The 21184-nt window shown below is 40.0% G+C and carries 20 protein-coding genes; 4 read left to right on the top strand and 16 right to left on the bottom strand.

Annotated elements, in window-relative coordinates:
- Position 1: 1 nt before the first annotated feature.
- A complete protein-coding gene (locus JZO85_RS03845; RefSeq protein WP_207107273.1) occupies positions 2-1018 on the bottom strand; it encodes a LacI family DNA-binding transcriptional regulator in 1017 nt (338 codons plus the stop codon).
- 162 nt (positions 1019-1180) lie between these two features.
- Between JZO85_RS03845 and JZO85_RS03840 the strand changes: the two genes are divergently transcribed.
- Complete coding sequence (locus JZO85_RS03840) at positions 1181-1948, top strand: alpha/beta hydrolase (RefSeq protein WP_207107195.1); 768 nt, start codon at positions 1181-1183, stop codon at positions 1946-1948.
- Between the two features lie 122 nt (positions 1949-2070).
- Here the strand turns inward: JZO85_RS03840 and JZO85_RS03835 are convergent, their stop codons facing one another.
- From JZO85_RS03835 to JZO85_RS03780, 12 genes are all read right to left on the bottom strand, one after another.
- Positions 2071-3297 carry a zinc-binding dehydrogenase gene (locus JZO85_RS03835; RefSeq protein ID WP_207107194.1) on the bottom strand — a complete coding sequence of 409 codons (1227 nt, stop codon included), beginning with the start codon at positions 3295-3297 and terminating at the stop codon, positions 2071-2073.
- Between the two features lie 121 nt (positions 3298-3418).
- The gene (locus tag JZO85_RS03830) at positions 3419-4282 is read right to left on the bottom strand and encodes a PTS system mannose/fructose/sorbose family transporter subunit IID (protein WP_207107193.1); all 864 of its coding nucleotides are present in this window, start codon (positions 4280-4282) and stop codon (positions 3419-3421) included.
- 11 nt (positions 4283-4293) lie between these two features.
- Entirely contained in the window at positions 4294-5106 is an 813-nt protein-coding gene (locus JZO85_RS03825; RefSeq protein WP_207107192.1) for a PTS mannose/fructose/sorbose transporter subunit IIC, read from the bottom strand.
- 33 nt (positions 5107-5139) lie between these two features.
- Positions 5140-5628 (bottom strand): mannose/fructose/sorbose PTS transporter subunit IIB, encoded by a 489-nt coding sequence (locus JZO85_RS03820; RefSeq protein WP_207107191.1) that lies wholly within the window; start codon positions 5626-5628, stop codon positions 5140-5142.
- 1 nt (position 5629) lies between these two features.
- Positions 5630-6043, bottom strand: coding sequence for a PTS sugar transporter subunit IIA (locus JZO85_RS03815; protein WP_207107190.1), 414 nt, complete (start codon positions 6041-6043; stop codon positions 5630-5632).
- Positions 6044-6112: 69 nt separating this feature from the next.
- A complete protein-coding gene (locus JZO85_RS03810; RefSeq protein ID WP_207107189.1) occupies positions 6113-6913 on the bottom strand; it encodes an SDR family oxidoreductase in 801 nt (266 codons plus the stop codon).
- 337 nt (positions 6914-7250) lie between these two features.
- A complete protein-coding gene (locus tag JZO85_RS03805; RefSeq protein WP_207107188.1) occupies positions 7251-7724 on the bottom strand; it encodes a GyrI-like domain-containing protein in 474 nt (157 codons plus the stop codon).
- A gap of 139 nt (positions 7725-7863) precedes the next feature.
- Positions 7864-8730 (bottom strand): helix-turn-helix transcriptional regulator, encoded by an 867-nt coding sequence (locus JZO85_RS03800; protein ID WP_207107187.1) that lies wholly within the window; start codon positions 8728-8730, stop codon positions 7864-7866.
- 76 nt (positions 8731-8806) lie between these two features.
- Entirely contained in the window at positions 8807-9754 is a 948-nt protein-coding gene (locus JZO85_RS03795; protein ID WP_207107186.1) for a sugar-binding transcriptional regulator, read from the bottom strand.
- Between the two features lie 134 nt (positions 9755-9888).
- A complete protein-coding gene (locus JZO85_RS03790; protein ID WP_207107185.1) occupies positions 9889-10488 on the bottom strand; it encodes a class I SAM-dependent methyltransferase in 600 nt (199 codons plus the stop codon).
- 4 nt (positions 10489-10492) lie between these two features.
- Positions 10493-11074 (bottom strand): SGNH/GDSL hydrolase family protein, encoded by a 582-nt coding sequence (locus JZO85_RS03785; protein ID WP_207107184.1) that lies wholly within the window; start codon positions 11072-11074, stop codon positions 10493-10495.
- A gap of 55 nt (positions 11075-11129) precedes the next feature.
- Positions 11130-11690, bottom strand: a complete 561-nt coding sequence (locus JZO85_RS03780; RefSeq protein WP_207107272.1) for a GrpB family protein — start codon at positions 11688-11690, stop codon at positions 11130-11132.
- A 402-nt stretch (positions 11691-12092) separates the two neighbouring features.
- Here JZO85_RS03780 and coaA point away from each other — a divergent pair, with 402 nt between their 5' ends.
- From coaA to JZO85_RS03765, 3 genes are all read left to right on the top strand, one after another.
- Entirely contained in the window at positions 12093-13016 is a 924-nt protein-coding gene (gene coaA, locus JZO85_RS03775; RefSeq protein ID WP_207107183.1) for a type I pantothenate kinase, read from the top strand.
- 55 nt (positions 13017-13071) lie between these two features.
- Positions 13072-14640, top strand: coding sequence for a glutamine-hydrolyzing GMP synthase (gene guaA / locus JZO85_RS03770; RefSeq protein ID WP_207107182.1), 1569 nt, complete (start codon positions 13072-13074; stop codon positions 14638-14640).
- A 285-nt stretch (positions 14641-14925) separates the two neighbouring features.
- Complete coding sequence (locus tag JZO85_RS03765; RefSeq protein ID WP_207107181.1) at positions 14926-16242, top strand: TerB N-terminal domain-containing protein; 1317 nt, start codon at positions 14926-14928, stop codon at positions 16240-16242.
- A 318-nt stretch (positions 16243-16560) separates the two neighbouring features.
- Here JZO85_RS03765 and gtfA read toward each other — a convergent pair whose 3' ends face one another.
- The 3 genes from gtfA to JZO85_RS03750 form a co-directional block, all read right to left on the bottom strand.
- Positions 16561-18003 (bottom strand): sucrose phosphorylase, encoded by a 1443-nt coding sequence (gene gtfA, locus JZO85_RS03760; RefSeq protein ID WP_207107180.1) that lies wholly within the window; start codon positions 18001-18003, stop codon positions 16561-16563.
- A gap of 72 nt (positions 18004-18075) precedes the next feature.
- On the bottom strand, positions 18076-19182 hold the full coding sequence (locus tag JZO85_RS03755; RefSeq protein WP_207107179.1) for an ABC transporter ATP-binding protein: 1107 nt from the start codon (positions 19180-19182) through the stop codon (positions 18076-18078).
- A gap of 23 nt (positions 19183-19205) precedes the next feature.
- Positions 19206-21176: a glycoside hydrolase family 65 protein gene (locus JZO85_RS03750; protein ID WP_207107178.1), complete on the bottom strand. Its 1971-nt coding sequence runs from the start codon at positions 21174-21176 to the stop codon at positions 19206-19208.
- Positions 21177-21184 lie beyond the last annotated feature (8 nt).

Here is a 21184-nt window from a genome sequence, read left to right as displayed (position 1 = left end):
GTCAACCCTGAACTATTTCTTTTATACTCTCACGAATAATTAATTTAGTTTGAAAGATTTTATTCGGGATTCGCTGAGAAGGAAAATTGATCGCATCAACCAAAAATTTTGCTGCAGAAAATCCGATTTCACGGCTCGGTTGGAAAACAGTGGTCAACGGAGGAACCATATACTTGCTGACCTCTAGCCCGTCAAAGCCCACGACCGATATATCCTCAGGAATTTTTAAGCCCGCTTCATAAATTGCTTGATAACAGCCAATCGCCATCTCATCGTTGCCGCAGAAAATCGCTGTAATCTTTTTATTTTTTAGTACTTCCTTTGCCGCATGATAACCGCCTGCTATCGTCAACTGGCCTGAACAAATGTAGCTTTCCTCAAAAGGCAATTGATATTCGAAGATGACTTGACGGTAAGCCTTCACACGCTCTGTCAATTGATAATAGCCTTGACTTTCCTTCAGCATCCCGATGTGTCGATGTCCCTTTTCTACCAGTACCCGCAGAACTTCCTGCGCACCTGCGTATTCCTCAACTAAAAGCTGACCCCAATCACGATCATTCAAGCCTCGATCAATCAGGACAATCGGATGCTTACGATAGAAATCGCTGTCCAGCTTATGCTCATCCTCTAGATGATTCGGTGTAGCCATTAAAATCCCATCCACCGAGCGATGTGAAAGCTCATTTAAATAACGTTTTTCCTGTTCAATATCATGGCGTGAATTGCACAAAATAATCATGTAGCCTAAGGGATTTAAATAACTTTCTACTCCCTCGATCACTTTTGAAAAGAAAAAGTCTGTCACATCCGGCACAATCATTCCAATCGTTTTAGAATGACGATTGATCAAATTTGCCGCAAAAAAATCCGGTTTATATTGATATTCTTCAACGATCGCCAAGACTTTTTTTCGTGTCTGCTCGCTGAATCGACTGCCCTTATTGTTTAGAATCTGCGATACAGTTGTTACCGAAACACCTGCCATTTCAGCGATCTCTTTGATAGTAACCTTCATCATGGACCTTCTCTCTGTATTTTTTTTAAGTGTAGCAAAGGAAAATTTAGAAAGAAAGCCTTTTTCATAAAAAGGCAGGACTTCTTACTTGCCCTGTAGAAAAAAGAGCGTAGATTAGAGTCTGTATAGAGCTTCTATGAAGAAAAAAAGGAGTGCGGTAAGATGATCAAAGATTATGTATACGATGAAAAAAATCAATTAACATTAGATATCTATGAACCGAAAAAAATCGAGGCAGCGATTATCCTGATTCACGGCGGCGGTTGGTTCCGTGGCGACAAAAAGAAAGAGGCTGCTTTGGCAGAACGTTTAGCAGCGGATGATTTTCTCGTTATCGCACCTAACTATCGTTTAGCGCCAGACTATATCTTTCCAGCTGCAATGGATGATTTGCTGAAGGTCTACGATTGGTTAGCAGCAAGTGAATATCCTGTAAAAGGAAAAATCACCGCACTTGGCTCATCGGCCGGCGGTAATTTGTCGATCGAATTAGCTCTGCAAAAAGGAATTCCCGCCGCTTCTTGGTCCGGCATTAACGATCTCTATGACTGGGTACAGCGACACCCTGAAGTGGTACCCGCTATGAACCAAAAACCTGATTTCGACAAGCAAGCTAGCGGTAAAATCGACCAAGACGGCAAGAATGATGCCTTCTATAAATGGTTTATCTTAAATTATGTAGCGCAAGACTTGGAGCGTTTGCAACAAGCCGATCCGTTATCACGAGTCTCAAATAACAGCGGACCACTTTTTATCGCGAATTCACTAAATGAATTGGTTCCTTTATCAGGTGTCTATAAATTACAAACAGCACTCGCTGAAAAAGGGATTCCCAGTGAGACTAAATTAATTAGCGGTACGATCCACGGTGAAGGGTATGCTGACATCGCCTATCAAGCAACCGTTCAATTCTTAAAGGAAAACCTATAAAAAAGATCGTCGCAGATCATAAAACGCTGCGGCGATCTTTAGCTATTTTCACTTTAAAACACGAACAATGGAAAATGTGACTAACACTAGAAAAACGATTAATTCATTTACTTTATAAAATATTAAATATTTGGATAATTTTTTAAGACATAATTTTCAGCCTTTTTACTCCAAATACCGCCTGTTTCTGCCAAGATTTTCCCTAGTTCAGATTCTTGTTCGATTTCTGACAATTTACTCAATTCCGATTGCTTATGGGTATAAACTAATTTTTTCCCGCCGCCGATTGCTGGTTGATTCAAGGTAGTCTCCCCCACTGCATCCAAGCCTAGAATGTGAGTAACGACATTCGCCACCTTGACCTGTTTGTTTTCAATCAACTTGACTGCTTTGCGCATGTCTTCTGTGTTTCCGCCTGACGTTCCAACGAAATGAGTAAATGAATAATGCACATCATAGAAGTTCACATTAGCTGAAAATTCTTTGTTTTGAGGTCCTGCAAAGAAATTTAGACATCCATCTGGATTCAGCATCGCTGCTGCCTCACTAACAACCGAATCTACAGGAACCATGACAAAGATATCATCGAACCCGCCGTCGACGGTCTCTTTCAAGAGATTGACCTGGTCCGTTACCTCTGCGACATTTACATAGGAAACGTCGATACCATTTTGACTTGGATAAAGTTTGGCTGCCCGTGCCAATTTTTCTGCGTCGCGATCTGTTACTACTAATTTTTTTGGTTTGATCGGACCATGCAGTGCATAATCGATTGCCAATAAGCCCATCGGTCCAGTACCGCCCATGATCAGCAGGTTGCCATCCGATTTGATTCCCATCTTGTGTTCATAAGAACCTTCTTTCAAATGATAATTCGCTTCAAAGGCACCAATCACACAAGATAACGGTTCAATCAATGAACCTTCGAAATATGTTTCTCCCTTATAAGGGATCAAACAATCCTGGTTCATGACATCTTCAGAGATTACGATATAAGTAGCGTCACCGCCTGTATAGGGATACGAATAGCCGGGACAATCCGGACGATCCGGTAATTGCAGGTTTGCCTGCAAAACGTATCGTTCACCCTTTTTGTATTTGTGCGCCCATTTTCCACCCACTTCTAAAAGTTCGCCACAAAACTCATGACCGATGATAATAGGATTATCTGCAAGATCGTTTGGCGCTTTCTTATGATCCGCTCCTTGATTCGCTAATTTCCATGTCGACATACAAATACTGTCGGTAATCACAGAAGCTAAAATCTCATTTTCTTTAATTTCTGGTAATTCGAATTCCTCCAAGCGCAAATCTTTCTTACCATATAAACGCACTGCCTTTGTTTTCACTGCTATTCCCCCTAGTTTCTATTAACACATTCATTTTTCTCACGCACACTGACAAGACGAACGCTTAGTTGAGCGATCATCATTGCCCAGTCCTTTCCGCTGATCTAGCAGAGTGGACATATTAAGCTAAAATACCCAACCAATAACCGATGATCCCTACCGCAAATAATACAAAGATCAAGACGATCGGACTGACTTTTTTCTTTAACAAATACATCATCAACAGAGTCAATCCTAGCGCAGGCAGCCCAGGAACCAAATCGTCCAAAACATTCTGCACTGTAGTGATAACTGTTTTTCCATCTGCTCCCGGTGTTTTTGATACGATCAATGGAATGTTGACTGTCGTCCATTTTGTCACTAAGACACCCATGATGAACAAGCCTAAAATGGTCGCGCCTTCGGTTAGTTTTTGCAGCAAGTTGCCAGATAGATCTTTGACGATGTCCATCCCTTTACTAAAACCATAGGTCAACCCAAACCATTTCATCGCTAACCGAATCGCATTAAACGCGACAAAGAATAAGATTGGTCCCATCACATTGCCGGATAAAGCCAATGAAGCGCCTAAAGCTGCTGTAATCGGTCGCAGGGTTCCCCAAACAAGCGGATCACCCACACCAGCTAAAGGTCCCATCAAACCAACCTTCAAGCTGTTGATCGTTCCATCATCTATATCTGCACCGCTCGCCCGTGCTTCCTCCATCGCCATTGTTACGCCGATCACTGGCCCGCAAACTGCTGGTGTCGTATTGAAGAATGTCATATGGCGTTTCAATGCTTCCGCCTGCTCTTCTTTTGTTTTATAGACCCTGCGAATCGTTGGGATCATATCCACACAAAATGCCAAAGCATGGATTCTTTCAAAGTTAAAAGATGCCTGCTGGAAGTTTGAAAAAACAAAAGTGGTCATCAAATCCTTTTTGGTCAATTGCGATTGCGCATAAATATCTTTTTTGCTTTCTACCGTTGAAGTATTTTCCATTTTTTTGCCTCCTAATCCTCTAACTCATCATCCGCCAATTCACCAGCAACAACTGCCGCCACCTGATTGCCTTGAACGTCATTTTTCTTAAAGTTTGGATTTAACTGGACGTAAACTAACGCCGTGATCAATCCAACGATACCGAAAGCTAATAGACTAAAGTCTAAATAACCGCCCATGACAAATCCTAGATAGAAGAACGGCATCAGATACGCCACGCTCATCATGTTCAAAACCATCGCGTATCCGACAACGACGATAAATCCACCAGCAACAGCCAGTCCCCCTGTAATCACATCCGGGATCATATCCAGCATCTTCGTCACCATCTCTGCGCTGACAAATGCTGCTACGATTGTTGCTGGAATCGCTACACGTAAAGCTTGAATGAACAACGCACTAAAATGCAGGAAGATAATTTTGTTGAAATTCGCTTTTTCCGCTTCGCGGTCCGCCGCATGCTGAAAAGCTACCGTGATTGTCCGAGCGATAACCGTCAATACCTGTCCTGCCGCTGCAACAGGCAAAGCAATCGCGATGCCAGATTGAATATCCTGCTGTCCAACGACTACTAATATAGTAGAAATCACACTTGCTAAAGCCGAATCCGGCGATTGCGCCGCGCCAATGTTCATCCAGCCTAAAGCAATCAGCTCCAATGTTCCGCCTAAAATAATCCCCGTCGTCACATCTCCCAAAATCAAACCAACCATTGTACACGCAATCAGTGGTCGATGCGTTTGAAACTCATCCAATACGCTGCCCATCCCGCACACACATGAAAAAAGAAAAATAAGTACAATCTGCAAAGCTGATAATTCCATTTTTGTGTCCTCCTATTTCCTAATTATCGATAATTAAAAACCTGCTTCTTTCAATTTTTCTTCAAAATTTCCTTTGGGATCGGTCGCAATTACTCGCAGATCCAACTCCACTCCAGATGCTTCTAATTTACGGAAAGCATCAGCTTCTGTCTGATCGACTGAGACCGCCTTTGTGATTTGTGTCCGTCCGGTTTTGAATTGCATCCCACCAATATTGATTGATTTGATCGGCACCTGCATCTCAACTAATTCCAGTACCTCCATCGGATTGGTAAATAGATAAAAAACTGTTTCATCCGCATACTTCGGATTGTTGTAGACCTTCACTGCTTTTTCCGGATCAACGATGTTCACTTTAATGCCTGGCGGTGCTGCTTGTTTCACCAAAGTCTTACGAATCTCGTCGTTAGCGACTTCTTTACTGACAACGATGATTCGTTTTGCACCTGCTTCCTTCGCCCATACGGTTGCTACTTGCCCATGGATCAATCGGTCATCAATTCGTGCTAATTTGATTTGCATCTTAAAAATCCTCCTCTTCTTCAATCACTTGCTGTTTAAACGCTTTCACTGTATCGCAAGGAATACTTGTTGCATGATTCACAATATCCTGCAAATTATTGCCCAACATACTCGCCACCTCCAACACGATCGGCAGCGACATTCCCGAAACGACTTCGATCTCCCGTTCAGGATTCTTCATAGCTACTGCACAGCTGGCATTGTAAGGTGTCCCGCAAAATAAATCGGTTAAGATCAGATAGGATGCGTCCTTCTCATCCATCGCAGCGGAGATTTTTTCTTGAATCGTATCCAGTCCTTCTTCTTTTAAGAACGCTATTGATTCAAAATCTGGCAGCGCGCCAAAGATCATTTCCGCCGAATTTTTCATTTCATGCGCCAGCTTCCCATGTGCCACTAAAATTACTTTGTTCATAAGCCCTCCTCCTGTTTTATCTGTCAATCAGCTGAACGCCCCGTTTGCTGCGAACAGCTGATTTGAACACTAACCTCTAGTTTTTCCACCAGCGACATTTACAGTCACACCATCTACATAGCTTGAACGTGCAGAGACAAAGTAAGCAACCAAATCGGCAACTTCACTTAATTTCCCATCACGACCTAGCGGAATAGTCTTGGTATTACTGTATCCAGCCCGTAATTGCTCAACTGTAATTCCGCGGGTATAAGCCAAAGCTGTTTCGTATTCGAGCGTGCGTAATCCCGTTTCCTCCATGATGCCTGGTGCTATCCCTACAACTCTTACCCCTTTTTTTCCTAACTCTTTTGCCCATGAGCGAGTAAAACTATTCACCGCAGCCTTCGTTGCAGCGTAAACACTTTGACCTTCGGAGCCTTCCAGACCGCACTCCGATGACATGTTGATGATGACTCCATAACCCTGCTTGACCATCACACGACCAACAGCTTGTCCCATCAAGTAGACGCCCTTTTGATTGATGTCGATCATCTTGTTAAAAATTCGTTCATTGATTTGAAATTTTCCGTCTTCAGTCATTTCTTCATCGACTAATAAAGCTGGAATATTAATTCCTGCATTATTGACTACCGCATCGATCGTTTGAAATGTTTCTACCGCAATTGCGACTGTTTGCTCTACAGATTCAGGTGAAGTGACATCTGTTTGGCTGAATAATAGATTTTTATGAGTAAAAGTTCCTTCTCTCAAATCAGCATTCACCACATTGATCCCTAATTCACATAATTCTTTGACAATAGCCGCACCAATTCCTGATGAACCTCCTGTGACAATCACTGTTTTTCCCTGCACATCTAACCAATCCATTGCAAACGCCCCTTTAACATTTGTGATTTGTTTTTAACATTTGTTGCAACCTTATAGTAACTTCACAAGAAAACGTTGTCAACAACTTTTTCAACTTTTTTAAAACTAAATCACAAAAGTGCAAAAAAAAAGACGTGCATTCCAAAAATGAAAGACACGCCTCTTTTACGAAATTTCCGATTTATTACTAAACGCTATATATGGAAGTTCTTTCCATCCTTTGCCAATCTACAAAAAATACACTCATTCAGGATTTTAACTGTGGAAAGGTTATCCTTTCCTACAAACGACTCAAAAAAAAGACAAGCTTCTCAACTTGTCTTAATGGATAACTCGCTTATTCGTATACTAGTTCTAAAATTGTTTCCTGTTGTTCTTCTGGAATTTCCTCATCGCTTAAATAATATTCATAGCCTGTACCAATAAATTTTCCACCAATGTTTTTAATTTCAGCCATCATCGCAAAATACGTATTCGCCATCTCATCATACTTACCCACATAAAGTGTGGACAAGGCTTTGTACGATGGCTGATGATAACAAGCTGCTTCGACTTCCGCAGCATTTTGTACTTCTTCCGCGATTGGGAATCCCACTTCCATTTGGATTGCCTGTTCGTCTAGTCCGCCAGTTTCATCCATGCCTTTATAAGATACGAAAGGCGTACTTAAAATCTGAATCCCCTGTGTTTGAATAAATCCTCCTAGCTTCATAAAGGTTGGTCCAATTACTTGGGGAATCTCTTCCACCTTCACCGTAAAGCTCTGTGAAAGAATCCATTGATCTGGTTTTACGATTTGTTCGAATTGCATAGCTCTTCCCTCCTATTTCATGTTGTATACCAGCCAACTAAGCCTCACACTTTTTCCTGAAGACATTTCTCTTACTTAAGCTAGACTGATACCTTTGTTTACTCTAGTTTAATAGAACAAAGTGCCAGAACATGTCATATTAAAAATGATTATCGTAAAAAGCAGACACATAATTCAAAACCTTTTCTCGAATCCATGGAGGTGAAAGAAGCTCAACATTTTTTCCTAAAGGCAACAAAAATCGATAAAGATCATCAAATTCTGTGAATGTCAAAGAAGCTTCAAAGCTGCTGTCAGGATTATCCTGCCAATCCAAGTCGGCAAACTCAGCGTATTTTTTATAGGCAATCCGTTTACTGAAACGCAAACGTACTGTCAACTGAGGAAACGTTAGGACCTCTTCTGGAAATGAATAGCAAATCGGTTCAGTTAAAACAACCTCTCTGATTTGTTTTATCGGCAGCAGCAACCATTCCTTTTTGGACATTTCCCACGCCAGCAAATACCATGTTTGATACTTGTATAATACTCGTTTAGGCGCTAATGACAGCAAGCGGGTCTGACCATATTCAGTGTGATAAATACAGGTGATCTCACAATGATTGAATAACGCCTTTTTTATCTGCTCAAAGGTCCTGCTCGCGATTTCAGTTTGACTGAGGTCAACCGCCAGCCATTCACTCCAATCATAGACCGTCCCCATTTTTTTCAACAGCTTCTTGGTATCTGCGAGCCCAACCGATTGGAGTAAATGCAGCGCTAAAAATAAATCATCCTGCTCCTCTTTTTCAATTAAAGCATTGCTGACATGATACGAGTCGTCTAAGAATATCCCGCCATTGCGCCCTTTATTCGCATATACAGGCACCCCTGCTAAACTCAATGCATCAACATCACGATAAATCGTACGGGTGGAAACTTGAAAACGTTCCGCTAATTCCTTCGCCGTCACCTGCTTGCGGCTCAGTAAAATCAATGTCGTTTGAAGCAAACGAATAACCTGCATAGCTCCTCCTTTGGTAAGCTTTGACTCCCATCAACGCAGCCATTTTTCCCTTTGATCTCTTCAATTCCAGATAGGGCTACCTTTTCAATACTTCCTGCGCCGTTTCTTCTGTTGTGACCAATACATTAATATAACGACCTTTCAATGCACTAGCGATTGCATCTGCTTTATCAACAGCCTCAGCCACACCGATTCGATACGGAGCCCGTTTTAAATCAGAGATATCGATCCCGATCAAACGATCATCTAACGTATTATCAATATGTTCGCCCTCGATATTATAAAAACGCGACACAACATCACCAACCACTTTTTTACCTTCCAAATAAGCCAATACATCTTCTCCGTAGAACTGCTTCCAGCTCTCGCTCGCTTTCAAGGTCGGAGAGCCAATGCCTAGAATAGCAATATCGATCTTACGCCAATAATCAATTAATTCTTGATTAAACTCATTTTCCATCAACGCTTTCTTCAAGCTCACTGTTTCTGGAAAGGCCGGCGAATCGATTAATAATGCCCGACCATTTAATTTTTTTGACGCCTCGTACGTGATCGTATTTACGTGATAATCACTGATCAGACGGCCAGAAGGCCCGCCAATCATTGGGACACATAAAATATTTTCTACCTCATAGTTGGTCAAACCTTCTGGGATCGCAGACATCGTTTCCCCCCACGAAAAACCAAAGATCATATCATCCCTGATGATCTCCGTCAGATATTCTCCCACTCCCTGCGCCAATAATTTATCCTTTTGCGTACGGCTCAAATCGGTTCCAGCTTGTACGATGATCGCCTTTTCCAATTCAAATTTCTCCTGCAGCTCCTTTTCAATACTATAGGTCCCTGCCTTGTCATAATTGATAGAAATGTTGACGATCCCCTCATTGCGCGAACGCTTCAGTAATCTGCTGATCGTGCTACGATGAATATTTAATTCCTTAGAAATCTGACTTTGATTTTTATCTTCTTGGTAATACATTTCGGCTATGCGAACCAATAATTTATCTTCTTCTTTTTGCATAAACTCGCCCTCCTCTATCACATTTGTGAAAATAATGAGTCATTGTGATTATAGCGTTTCTTCAACTAGACTTGCAAGCCTTTTCCTTTACGAAAAAATCCCGTCAGTTCAAAAACAGAACTAACGGGATTTTTTTATTCCTTGGTGCTGCGAATAATGTAATAGCCTTTATCTTTCGCAACGATCTCTGCGTTTCCAAATACGTCCTCCATCTTGCTTTTTGCACTCGGAGCTCCCTGTTTCTTTTGGATCACGATAGTCAATGTACCGCCGATCTTTAACAATGGCTCCGCCTCACTCAAGATTTGATGAACGACTTTTTTTCCCGCTCGGATCGGCGGGTTGCTGATGATGGCCGCATACTCTTCTTGATGCAGCGTCTCGTAAATATTGGATTGATGAATGTCTGCTTCAATACCGTTATGCTTCGCGTTGCCTTGCGCCAGCTCTACCGCTCGATTGTTCACATCGATCATTTCAACCGGACGACCTGTTTGATAGGCCAATGCCATGCCAATCGGACCGTAGCCGCAGCCCACATCCAGCAATGTTCCATCCGGTAGATTTTCAGCATCGAAATGGTCAATCAACGCGCGCGATCCATAATCTACTGTATCTCGAGAAAAAACACCACTGTCAGTAACAAACTGAAATGTTTTCCCTGCTAGTTCAAACGACCATTGGTGAAGATCGTGAGCTGTCTCGGGATTTTCCGAATAATAATGATTTGCCATAAACTTACCCTTCTGCTAATAATTTTTCTTTAATATCTCGTGCGATCAAAGCCCCTAAGAAATGGTAGCCTTCATTTGAAGGATGGATCCCATCAAATGTTTGCACAAACTCATTTGGTTTTGGATAAACGGTCATGTGATGATACAGATCGATCACATTGACTCCAACCTCTTCAGCGATTTGTTTCGCTTTTTCAACATATACCTGCTGGCGATCATTGTCACCGATCGGCAAAATCTCTGTGTTGATATAGCCCGTCGTCAATAATATCACCTTTGATGCATCAAAGGACTCGATGATCTCTTTGATATTCTCACCAAACGCCTCAACCGTATTTTTTTGCTTCAATGAATCATTGGTTCCAAAAGAGATTACCACAAAATCGCCTTCTGCTTCCACCGCTTCATTGACCCGTGCCAAGCCATCAGAAGAAGATTCGCCGCGTTTCCCCAGCTTTACTAATTCGTAACCAGGAAAGCCCATTCCTGTCAGCTCATCAAGAATATATTTATCTAAAATATTGCTCGTTTCACCATTCATCACACCAGCCAATAAGCTGTCGCCAAATAAAACGATTTTTTTCATGATTGTCACCCCTTCTTACTAATTGTCCTTCTTATCATAGCACGAAATATAGAATTTATTTAACCGAATAGCGCGGACCAAACTCTTGTCGGGCCTTCTGACTATATTTCCTAACAAAATCAGTTTTTGCATCCGTATACGCATCGCGATTATGCTCATATCTCGCCTTCAACGAAAGCTTCAGCTCTTCATACTGTCGTGCGGCTTCCGAATATTTACACAAATAATCTTTGAAATAAAGCTCATCCCAATCGCCTAATACTTTTATATGCAGATGATAAACCTTCTCCGCAAATCCTGCCGGAGTATACCCCTTATTCAAATCCAGTGTCTGTTTTTTCTCATCGCTCATCATTAAAAGCCAACCAGATTTCTGCAGCAGCTCCGAAACTCGGTTAAGCTCATAACCATCCGGTAATTCTAGCAAAATATCTACGATTGGTTTAGCAATCAACCCTTCAACTGAAGTACTGCCGATATGATTCATTCGCTGAATCTCGAAGTCAGCCAGCAGCTTTGTCAGCTTTTCCTTTTCTTCCTCATACCACCTAGCATAATCGTCACTGTGTTCCCTTAAGATAATTGGAAATAATCGCCACAGCTCTTCCAAACTCATTTCTTCTAGTTTTTTCAATTCAGCACCCTGCTTCCATAAACCTGTTACTACTATTATGATACACTTTTTAAAGCCGATTCTTAACATCTCGCTAGTTTTTCCTGCCGCAACTAAAAAAACAATGAAACTCCTATCATTACGATAGATTTTTAGGGTTTTTTTCGGCTAAAATGATAGTTAACGTTTTACGACAGGAAATTATTCGGATTTCTTGAAGACGGAGCACTTTCTAATAGGATTTTTATGGTAGAATAAGCGCAGTTGCCAGTCCTGCTTCTTACTAATAACTAGAGCTGCAGAATGGCATGTATACAAGAAAAATTCATAGTTGAATGGCATATACTATGAAATCAGAAAACATTTTTTGAAAATAAATGCCTTAGTATGAATAAGGAGGTTATTATGAACGAAAGAGGGAACTATTTCCGGATCGCCCGTGACCAGTGGCAGGATTTCTATACCCCGGGAAACACACCGTTGACGCAAGCAGAGCTTGATAGCATCAAGAGTTTGAACGACCAAATCTCGATGAAAGATGTGACCGATGTCTATGTACCCTTATGTCACCTGATCCATCTTTATATGAAAGATTTTGAGTCACTCACTTTAAGCAAAGGGTTATTTCTGCATCGCTATGTGAAGATGCCGCCCTTTATCATCGGAATCGCGGGAAGTGTAGCTGTCGGAAAAAGTACCACCGCTCGTTTATTGCAGACCCTATTGGACCGCTTATTCAAACACCAAACCGTGCAATTAATCACTACAGACGGTTTCTTATATCCGAACGCTGTTTTGGAGGAACGAGGAATCATGGATCGCAAAGGATTTCCTGAAAGCTATGACATGGAGAATTTAATTGATGTCTTGAATGAAGTGAAATCCGGCAAGGAAAATATTCCGATCCCAAAATATTCCCATGATGTGTACGATATCGTGGAGGGAGAATATGAAATGATCGATTCTCCAGATATTTTGATCGTGGAAGGAATCAATACACTGCAGCTGCCAGCCAACCAGCAAATCTATGTCAGCGACTTTTTTGATTTGTCGATTTATGTAGATGCTGATCCTAAAATGGTCGAAAGATGGTATTTGGAACGGTTTGAGTCCTTGCTGGATACAGCCTTTAAAGATCCAGATAACTACTATTACGACTATGCCATCGGCGATCGTAAAGAAGCATTGGCTATGGCCGAGGATGTCTGGAAAAATGTCAACTTGAAGAATTTGGAAGAGTATATCTTGCCAACAAGAGGTCGAGCTGATATTATCTTGCACAAGGCAAAGCATCATATCATTGATGAAATCTATTTGCGTAAATACTAGCTTATAAAGAAAGCTTGCTTTCTTTTATAATAAAACTTGAAAAGGGGTAATAATTGTGACAAATGTTTCTACCGAAATGACAAACGTAGAAAAAATCATTGTACTTGATTATGGTAGTCAGTATAACCAATTAATCACTCGTCGTATTCGTGAATTCGGTGTTTTCTCAGAACTTATGAGCCACCGCATCACTGCAGAAGAAGTCAAAGCCATGAATCCAAAAGGGATCATCTTATCAGGTGGCCCAAACAGTGTTTATGACGAAGGAGCCTTCTCCATCGATCCAAAAATCTTTGAATTGGGGATTCCAGTCTTAGGTATTTGCTACGGCATGCAGCTGATCACATATAACTTAGGCGGAAAAGTAGAACCCGCTAAAAACCGTGAATACGGTCAAGCAACCTTAGAAGTCCTTTCTGACGATGCTGTCCTATTCGCCGGAACGCCAAAAGAACAAACTGTTTGGATGAGCCACGGCGACCTGGTTACACAGGTTCCTGAAGGCTTTGAAAAAGTTGGCACCAGCAAAGACTGCCCAATCGCAGCGATCCAAGATACCAATCGCAACTTCTACGGAATTCAATTCCACGCAGAAGTGCGTCATTCAGAATACGGCAATGAATTATTACGTCACTTTGCCCTAGATGTGTGTCAATGCAAAGGCGACTGGAGCATGGATAACTTCATCGACATGCAAGTCGCAAAAATCCGTGAACAAGTCGGCGACAAAAAAGTTCTGCTAGGCCTATCAGGCGGTGTAGACTCCAGTGTCGTTGGTGTGCTTTTACAAAAAGCCATCGGTGATCAATTAACTTCGATCTTCGTAGACCACGGTCTATTACGTAAAGACGAAGGCGAACAAGTAATGGAAGCTCTAGGCGGAAAATTCGGCTTGAACATCATCAAAGTTGATGCCAAAGACCGTTTCTTAAATAAATTAGCCGGCGTTTCTGATCCTGAACAAAAACGTAAAATTATTGGTAACGAATTTGTTTACGTCTTTGACGACGAAGCGACAAAACTTGCTGGTAAAGAAGGTATTTCCTTCTTAGCCCAAGGTACCCTTTATACTGATGTGATCGAATCTGGTACAGAAACAGCACAAACCATCAAATCTCACCACAATGTTGGTGGATTACCAGAAGACATGCAGTTTGAGTTGATCGAACCTTTAAATACCCTATTCAAAGATGAAGTACGAGAATTAGGAACACAGCTTGGCATGCCTGACTCCATCGTTTGGCGCCAACCATTCCCAGGACCAGGTCTAGGTATCCGTGTCCTTGGCGAGCTTACTGAAGAAAAATTGGAAATCGTCCGCGAATCAGACGCAATCCTGCGTGAAGAAATCGCCAACGCTGGTCTTGACCGCGATATCTGGCAATACTTCACTGTCCTACCAGGCATCCGTTCAGTCGGTGTCATGGGCGACGGCCGTACCTACGACTACACAGTCGGTATCCGTGCGGTAACTTCAATCGATGGTATGACTGCTGACTTTGCACGTATCCCTTGGGATGTTCTGCAAAAAATCTCAGTGCGGATCGTCAATGAAGTCGCTCATGTCAATCGGATCGTGTATGATATTACGAGCAAGCCGCCTGCGACTGTAGAGTGGGAATAATTGATATGCTTCGTTTGATATCAAAACGTTGATTTAACGGGCTTTTGACACTCGAAGAAACGGGTAAAAACCATATAAACTGACAAAGTTGTCCGCCAAAATTCCGCCAGGGATTTTAAGATAACAAAGTCTGGTTTACTTGAAGAGATATCGTCTTAGATGATATCTCTTTTTTATATTCTACATTCCATAAATTTGTTGATTCAAAATCTTCTAGATTCATTTTTACTATCTAAGTCTTTGTTATACTTATTTTGACTATGTAAAAATGTAAAGGAGAATACTATGGGGTTATTTAATTTTTTTAAAAAGGATAACAATTCTAATAAGCAAAAGAAACATAGAGGAAATAAGATAGCAGTTTATACAAACTCAATACCTTCAGATGTAAAAGATTTGCTGTTCATTTCTGATAAACCTACAGTTTGGAACAAAACTCAAAATGGTCCCATCTCTTTTGAGTTGAGTAGTGATTTTGAACCATCAGAAATCACTACCTCTTTACCTGTTCGGCAAGGAAACGAAATTCCTTTAGGTTACTACCCTTCCTATTCTGAAATGTCACCTGAACAACGTTTCAAATACTTATCATTTTTAACAGACATTACTAATCCTATTGATATCGGTTACGTTTTTGTTTTTTACTACGGATTGGAAAGAAACATTTATATGAATCGAAAATTTGCTGAATCAATTGATATGATTGTTAAACTCCAGCATTATCATACAAATAAATCCTTTTTGAGTTACTCAAACGATGCTCTGATTTTTGCAGCAATGAAAACGAAAGATCCTTCAATTTTGTACAAAATTAATCTTAATTATCTTAAACCTGAACTTTTATTTTTAGTAAAAGGATCATTCATTGGTAGTTTTAGTCCCGAAGATTTAATGGTGATGGCAAAAGCGGTTGGTTTCTCGAACCAAAGATATATTAAATCTGATCCAGAATTGTTCAGTAATAATCTTAAAAAGTTATTGCAAAAAAAGTATGGACGAGATGAATATATCTTGGATAAAGCTATTAAAATAGACACTAAGGAATTGATTAGGTTGATGTTAGCCAATACCTCTATTCCAGAGCGAGAATTTCAATATCCTAATTTGATTCTTTCTTCCAAAATACATTCAGATTTTTACTTATTAATAAAGGAAGCCCACGAAAAAACTAAAGTCGAACTAGCTGAACTTAGAAAAAAGAAGCCAAATAAACACCCGAAAAAAGAAGCAAAAGATACTAAAAAGAAGGATGAAATATATACTCCAAATGATGGATTATCATTAAAGGAGCGGATACTATTATCCAAAGAGGCAATTTCCGATGGTTTTGATGAAGAAATGAGAGGAATAGAATTATATAAAGAAGGAAATTTGAAAGATGCAGAAGAATGGTTACTGCGTTCAGTAAAGGCAAATTTTGATGCACCAGCTCTCTATGAAAAACTAGGGATTCTTTATCGAAAACAAAAGCGTTTCTCGGATGAAGTTGAAATCTTAAAAATAGGAATCAAGAATGCTGGGAATATTCCCAAGCTAACTGAGCGACTAGCAAAAGCTATTGAATTGAATGAAAAAGACAAATTGGAGAATAAGATGAAATAATTGTTACAATTAGTTGCGTTAATTCAATTCATCGAGCCCTCAGCTCGGCGCTGCACCTTAGTGCTAAGCGGCGAGCTGAGAAGCTCGTCTTTGTGGCGCGCGTAGCGCGTCACAAAGTATTAACCCCCAGTATCTAACTAGGGGGGTAGTAACTACTAAATTTATACTTGATTAATCTCTATAATCGTTGAAATTTCAACGTTTCTCTCCTGTTTTTCTTATGGGAAATAAATAAATTTTTTTCCCATTTCTAACAAATTGCCAGCACTGATGAAAAACAAATTTGTCCATTATTTAGTTCAGTAAACAATTTGTATTTTAAAATGAAAATTGTTGATCATTTTTATAAATTGAGAATTTCTTTGAACTCAAGTCTGCAATTAACTTTACACTTTCAGTTTTTGCATGGTTTTTACGTTCAATCTCGATTGTGTGCTCAGACGGTGTATTTACTTCGATTGATCCATTCAAATCAAAAGCTAGCTCCTTATTCCGAAATTCTAACAGTTCCAGCAACTTCTTCACCACTGGGCGCTGAACTTCTTCTGCAATCTCTTCAATATCATAATAATGACGATTGATGTTCCGCCCCTCCTTTGTTTCCTCTAATAACTGAATATCATTTCTTCCTGCAAGCAATCCGACATAATAAATCTGAGGAATACCTGGTGCAAAAATTTGTAGGACACGTGCGAGTAAATAACTGTCATCCTGTTCACCCAAAGCGCTGTAGTAAGTACTGTTGATTTGATAAATGTCCAAATTGTTATAGCTAGCAGATGAATATATTTTTTTGACATTCGCTCCAACTTCATAAAGCTTTTCAGAAGTAAAGTCTAACTCTTGATCTGTCAATAAATCTTTAGCATCCACGACTCCAATTCCATCATGAGTATCTAGTGTAGTGAATTGCTTCATAGGACTTTGTTTTAGCCAAGCTGCAAGCTGCTCTGTTTTTCCGCTATATAGTGCATGTAGCATAATCATCGGCAACGCAAAATCATAGATAAAGTAGTCATGATCAGCGATTTTGAATTGGATCGAATAATGCTCATGGATCTCCGGCAGCAATTCAATCGCATACTTCTCAGCTTCCATGCGAACTTCATCTAACAGTTCCCAGATGTTCGGTTCAATGAAAAAATCATTCGTATCTAATTTCTTGATAGCATAAGCAAAGGCATCCAAACGGATCAATGAACAACCATGTGCAGCCATATCCTTGATCGTATTACGAATAAACTCCTTCGTAACTGCTTTAGTGACATCTAAATCAATTTGTTCCTCTCCAAAAGTATTCCAGACTTTTTCGGTACATCCATTAGCGAAACAAACTTCTTGAAAAGGGGCCTTGTCTTTACGTTTGTAGATAAGATCAATATCTTCTGGGCTTGGTCGATTTTCTGGAAAGAATTGATTGATTCGAATGAACATTTCTTTATACTTTGACTCATCGTGTTTTTGCTTAAAATCTTGGAAAAAGAACGACTCGCGAGAAATATGATTGATCATAAAATCAAACATTAAATAGTACTTTTCTCCTAGATCTTCCACTTCTTTCCATGTACCAAATGCAGGATCGACAACCGAATAATCTTTAGGGGCAAAACCTCTATCACCTGTTGAAGGAAAGAAGGGCAACAAATGTACACCACCTACCGCTTGACTAAAATGGTTTTCCATCACTTGGGTTAACTCTTTTAAGTTTTTCCCCAAGCTGTCTGCATACGTAATTAGCATCGCTTTATTCTCAATTGTCATTCCATTGACTCCTTTGCAGTTCGCTATCATCGTTATTCAAGCGCTTTTTTGAATTAAAACATTTGGTCATTCCTAGTACGAAATCACATCTTCCGAGTCTTTATCAAAAAAGCTAGCTTTGCTAACATTAAAAGCAAGTTTTATCGTTTCTCCTGGCTTGTGATAGTCCCGTGCAGAAACTTTGGAGATAAACTCTGTATTACCAATCGTTGAATAGAGCATCGACTCATGCCCTAAAAGCTCGGAAACAATTACTTGTGCTTCGACTGTACTATCCATATAGGTATCAATCGCTAATGCCTCAGAATTAATATCTTCTGGACGAATACCAAATACTATTTCTTCTCCGACATATCCTTTCTCTTTCAGTAATTTTGCTTGACCTTCAGGTACTTTCAAATCTAAACCTTGTCTATTTGAGATTTGCTCACCATCAAATGTCACAGTAAAGAAATTCATTGCTGGACTCCCGATAAATCCAGCAACAAACTTATTAGCCGGATGATTATATAATTCCTGCGGTGTTCCTACTTGTTGAATTTTTCCATCGTTCATAATAACGATTCTACTTGCCAATGTCATTGCTTCGGTCTGATCATGTGTCACATAAACAGTCGTTGCTCCGATGCGTTGATGAATCTTTGCGATCTCCGCACGCATCTGAACACGCAATTTTGCATCTAAATTGGAAAGTGGTTCATCCATCAAGAACACTTTTGCATCACGAACAATCGCCCGTCCCATTGCTACGCGCTGGCGTTGTCCCCCTGACATATCAGCAGGTTTTCGTTCTAATAGATTAGTTAATCCTAAAATCTCTGCCGCTTCCTCTACCCGTCTTTTGATCTCTTCTTTTGGATATTTACGAAGTTTTAGCCCAAAAGCCATATTCTGGAACACCGTCATATGTGGATATAACGCATAATTTTGGAAGACCATAGCAATATCTCGATCCTTTGGCGGCGTATCATTCATCACAGCTTCGTTTATCCTGAACTCTCCTTCTGTAATATCTTCAAGGCCTGCAATCATCCTTAAAGTCGTTGATTTCCCACAACCTGACGGTCCTACAAATACGATGAACTCACCATCTGAAATCTCTAAATTGAAATCATCGACAGAATAATTCTCGTTTTTCGGGTATTTTTTATAGATATGCGACAGAGTCATTGTAGTCATTTTTATCCCTCATTTTCTAATATTTATTCGATAATGATATGCTTCTTTTCTCCTTGAATCGTTATCGTAAACTTCATTGATTTTATTTCTTTAGGTAAATTATTATTAGTCTTGATCTCCCCATTTTCGTATGAAAGTCCTGCAAAACCATAAATTAGTCCTAACCATGAACCGCCCATGTTTGCAGCATGAATTCCATGACTCGCATTTCCTTGAGAATCTTCCAAATCCATTATGGCAGCTTCTTTGAAAAATCTATAAGCCAACTCACTACGTCCAAGTTTACTAGCGACAACACCATAAACGGTTCTCGATAATGAACTATCATGTGTAGTCAAAGGTTCATAAAAAGCAAAATCCCGATTAACTTGTTCTTGCGACTCATCAAATAACATGTGAGCTAAGATCGTATCTGCTTGCTTCAATACTTGATGTTTATATATCTTCATTGGATGATAATGTAGCAACAATGGATACTTCTCTTTTGGCGTATTCACAAAGTCCCACGGTTCTTTAGTTAAGAAGCTATCATCCTGTTGAATAATCTGTAATTCCTGATCAAAACCAAAATACATATTTTCAGCAGCATTAAACCAATATTTCGCTTCATCTTCATTTGACTTTAATCGATTAGCTAGTCTTGCTGCATAGAAAAGATTATTTTGTGCCATTTTATTTGTATAGTAATTGTTGTTCACTAAAGCAGTATATTCATCAGGTCCTGTGACCTCGTGGATCTCAAATCCCCGTTTAGAGTAAAAACCGTAATCCAACCAAAATCTAGCTGTTTCAAAGATCAAAGTACTATTTTCCTCAATGAAATCTGTATCTCCAGTAACTTTCTCAAATAACTCAAAGCCATATGCGATGTCAGCATTGATATGAACTTGTGCAGTTCCTGCTGGATAATAGGCGGATGTTTCCTCTCCATTAATCGTCCGCCAAGCGAAAAGTGCTCCTTGAAACCCTAACTCTTTTGCCCTAGCTTGTGCTTTTGGCAAAATACTCACTCGATAGCTTAATAAACTTTTTGCTATTTCTGGTTGTGTATAGATAAAAAAGGGCAGTAAGTACATCTCAGTGTCCCAAAAGTAGTGTCCTTCATATCCTTCACCAGTTAAGCCTTTGGCAGAAAAATTACTAGCTCCATCACGTCCAGCAGAGTTGAATAGATGATACATATTGAAACGAATTCCTTTTTGCAAACGAGTGTTTCCTTCAATTTCAATATCTGAACTCTTCCAGAAATTAGCAAATATCTCGACCTGTTTATTTTTTAACTCATCATAACTGAGTGAAGAAAAATGATTTTCACGAGAAATGTGATAAAGCTGAGTAAAAGAAATCGACTCTCCTTCATTCAGTCTACGTTCTTCTGAAAGAGAATCAAATTTCACATAGATACTTAGCCTACTATTTTGCGTAGTATATTTATTTCCTTCTTGAATCAACTCAGTGCTCGAATTTTTAATACGGGGATCAAACGCCTCTCCTTTTTTAACAGAGACCGGCCGTCCTTTTTTGACCAGCTTAACTACTCCTGAAAAGTTGAGTGCCTTTATTTGAATTTTTTGAGCATACACGCTTCGTTCAGAGTGACTAGCAAAACTCTCAAGCAGATATTCAAATTTTTTTCCATCACCAGTTTCATAAATATAACTCTCAAACAATAGTCCTTTTTCCATATCTAATACAACTGATTGATCACTCAACAAAAACTCACTTTTACCATCAATCATTAACTCGATGCTTCGCAAATCAAATAGATTTACCATCGTTTGATGTTGCTTTGCATAGCCGTAGGCATTCTCACCATAAACAATGTCGTGACTCTCATAAAAGGCATTCAAAAATGTCCCAGGTGTACTTTCTCCTGTTCGAATAGGAAGACTTGCACGTACTCCTAAAGTTCCGTTTGCTTGAGCAAATAGCGTCTCGATGTTTTGAACGGATTTATTTCCTATGTCGTCTAGCGTTAAAATAAAATCTTTCATAGTCTGTC

The sequence above is a fragment of the Candidatus Enterococcus murrayae genome (assembly GCF_017315985.1).
GTDB lineage: Bacteria > Bacillota > Bacilli > Lactobacillales > Enterococcaceae > Enterococcus_A > Enterococcus_A murrayae.
Note: the sequence above shows the minus strand (reverse complement) of the source record. Positions and strands in the feature narration are given on the sequence as shown.

What these genes read in the sequence shown, in the direction of transcription:
- JZO85_RS03795 (WP_207107186.1), bottom strand. Translation starts at nt 9,754, where the DNA reads ATGCAAAAAGAAGAAGATAAATTATTGGTTCGCATAGCCGAAATGTAT.
- coaA (WP_207107183.1), top strand. Translation starts at nt 12,093, where the DNA reads ATGAACGAAAGAGGGAACTATTTCCGGATCGCCCGTGACCAGTGGCAG.
- JZO85_RS03755 (WP_207107179.1), bottom strand. Translation starts at nt 19,182, where the DNA reads ATGACTACAATGACTCTGTCGCATATCTATAAAAAATACCCGAAAAAC.
- gtfA (WP_207107180.1), bottom strand. Translation starts at nt 18,003, where the DNA reads ATGACAATTGAGAATAAAGCGATGCTAATTACGTATGCAGACAGCTTG.
- JZO85_RS03840 (WP_207107195.1), top strand. Translation starts at nt 1,181, where the DNA reads ATGATCAAAGATTATGTATACGATGAAAAAAATCAATTAACATTAGAT.
- JZO85_RS03800 (WP_207107187.1), bottom strand. Translation starts at nt 8,730, where the DNA reads ATGCAGGTTATTCGTTTGCTTCAAACGACATTGATTTTACTGAGCCGC.
- JZO85_RS03845 (WP_207107273.1), bottom strand. Translation starts at nt 1,018, where the DNA reads ATGAAGGTTACTATCAAAGAGATCGCTGAAATGGCAGGTGTTTCGGTA.
- JZO85_RS03750 (WP_207107178.1), bottom strand. Translation starts at nt 21,176, where the DNA reads ATGAAAGATTTTATTTTAACGCTAGACGACATAGGAAATAAATCCGTT.
- JZO85_RS03830 (WP_207107193.1), bottom strand. Translation starts at nt 4,282, where the DNA reads ATGGAAAATACTTCAACGGTAGAAAGCAAAAAAGATATTTATGCGCAA.
- JZO85_RS03815 (WP_207107190.1), bottom strand. Translation starts at nt 6,043, where the DNA reads ATGAACAAAGTAATTTTAGTGGCACATGGGAAGCTGGCGCATGAAATG.
- JZO85_RS03825 (WP_207107192.1), bottom strand. Translation starts at nt 5,106, where the DNA reads ATGGAATTATCAGCTTTGCAGATTGTACTTATTTTTCTTTTTTCATGT.
- JZO85_RS03780 (WP_207107272.1), bottom strand. Translation starts at nt 11,690, where the DNA reads ATGAGTTTGGAAGAGCTGTGGCGATTATTTCCAATTATCTTAAGGGAA.
- JZO85_RS03765 (WP_207107181.1), top strand. Translation starts at nt 14,926, where the DNA reads ATGGGGTTATTTAATTTTTTTAAAAAGGATAACAATTCTAATAAGCAA.
- JZO85_RS03820 (WP_207107191.1), bottom strand. Translation starts at nt 5,628, where the DNA reads ATGCAAATCAAATTAGCACGAATTGATGACCGATTGATCCATGGGCAA.
- JZO85_RS03790 (WP_207107185.1), bottom strand. Translation starts at nt 10,488, where the DNA reads ATGGCAAATCATTATTATTCGGAAAATCCCGAGACAGCTCACGATCTT.
- JZO85_RS03805 (WP_207107188.1), bottom strand. Translation starts at nt 7,724, where the DNA reads ATGCAATTCGAACAAATCGTAAAACCAGATCAATGGATTCTTTCACAG.
- JZO85_RS03810 (WP_207107189.1), bottom strand. Translation starts at nt 6,913, where the DNA reads ATGGATTGGTTAGATGTGCAGGGAAAAACAGTGATTGTCACAGGAGGT.
- JZO85_RS03785 (WP_207107184.1), bottom strand. Translation starts at nt 11,074, where the DNA reads ATGAAAAAAATCGTTTTATTTGGCGACAGCTTATTGGCTGGTGTGATG.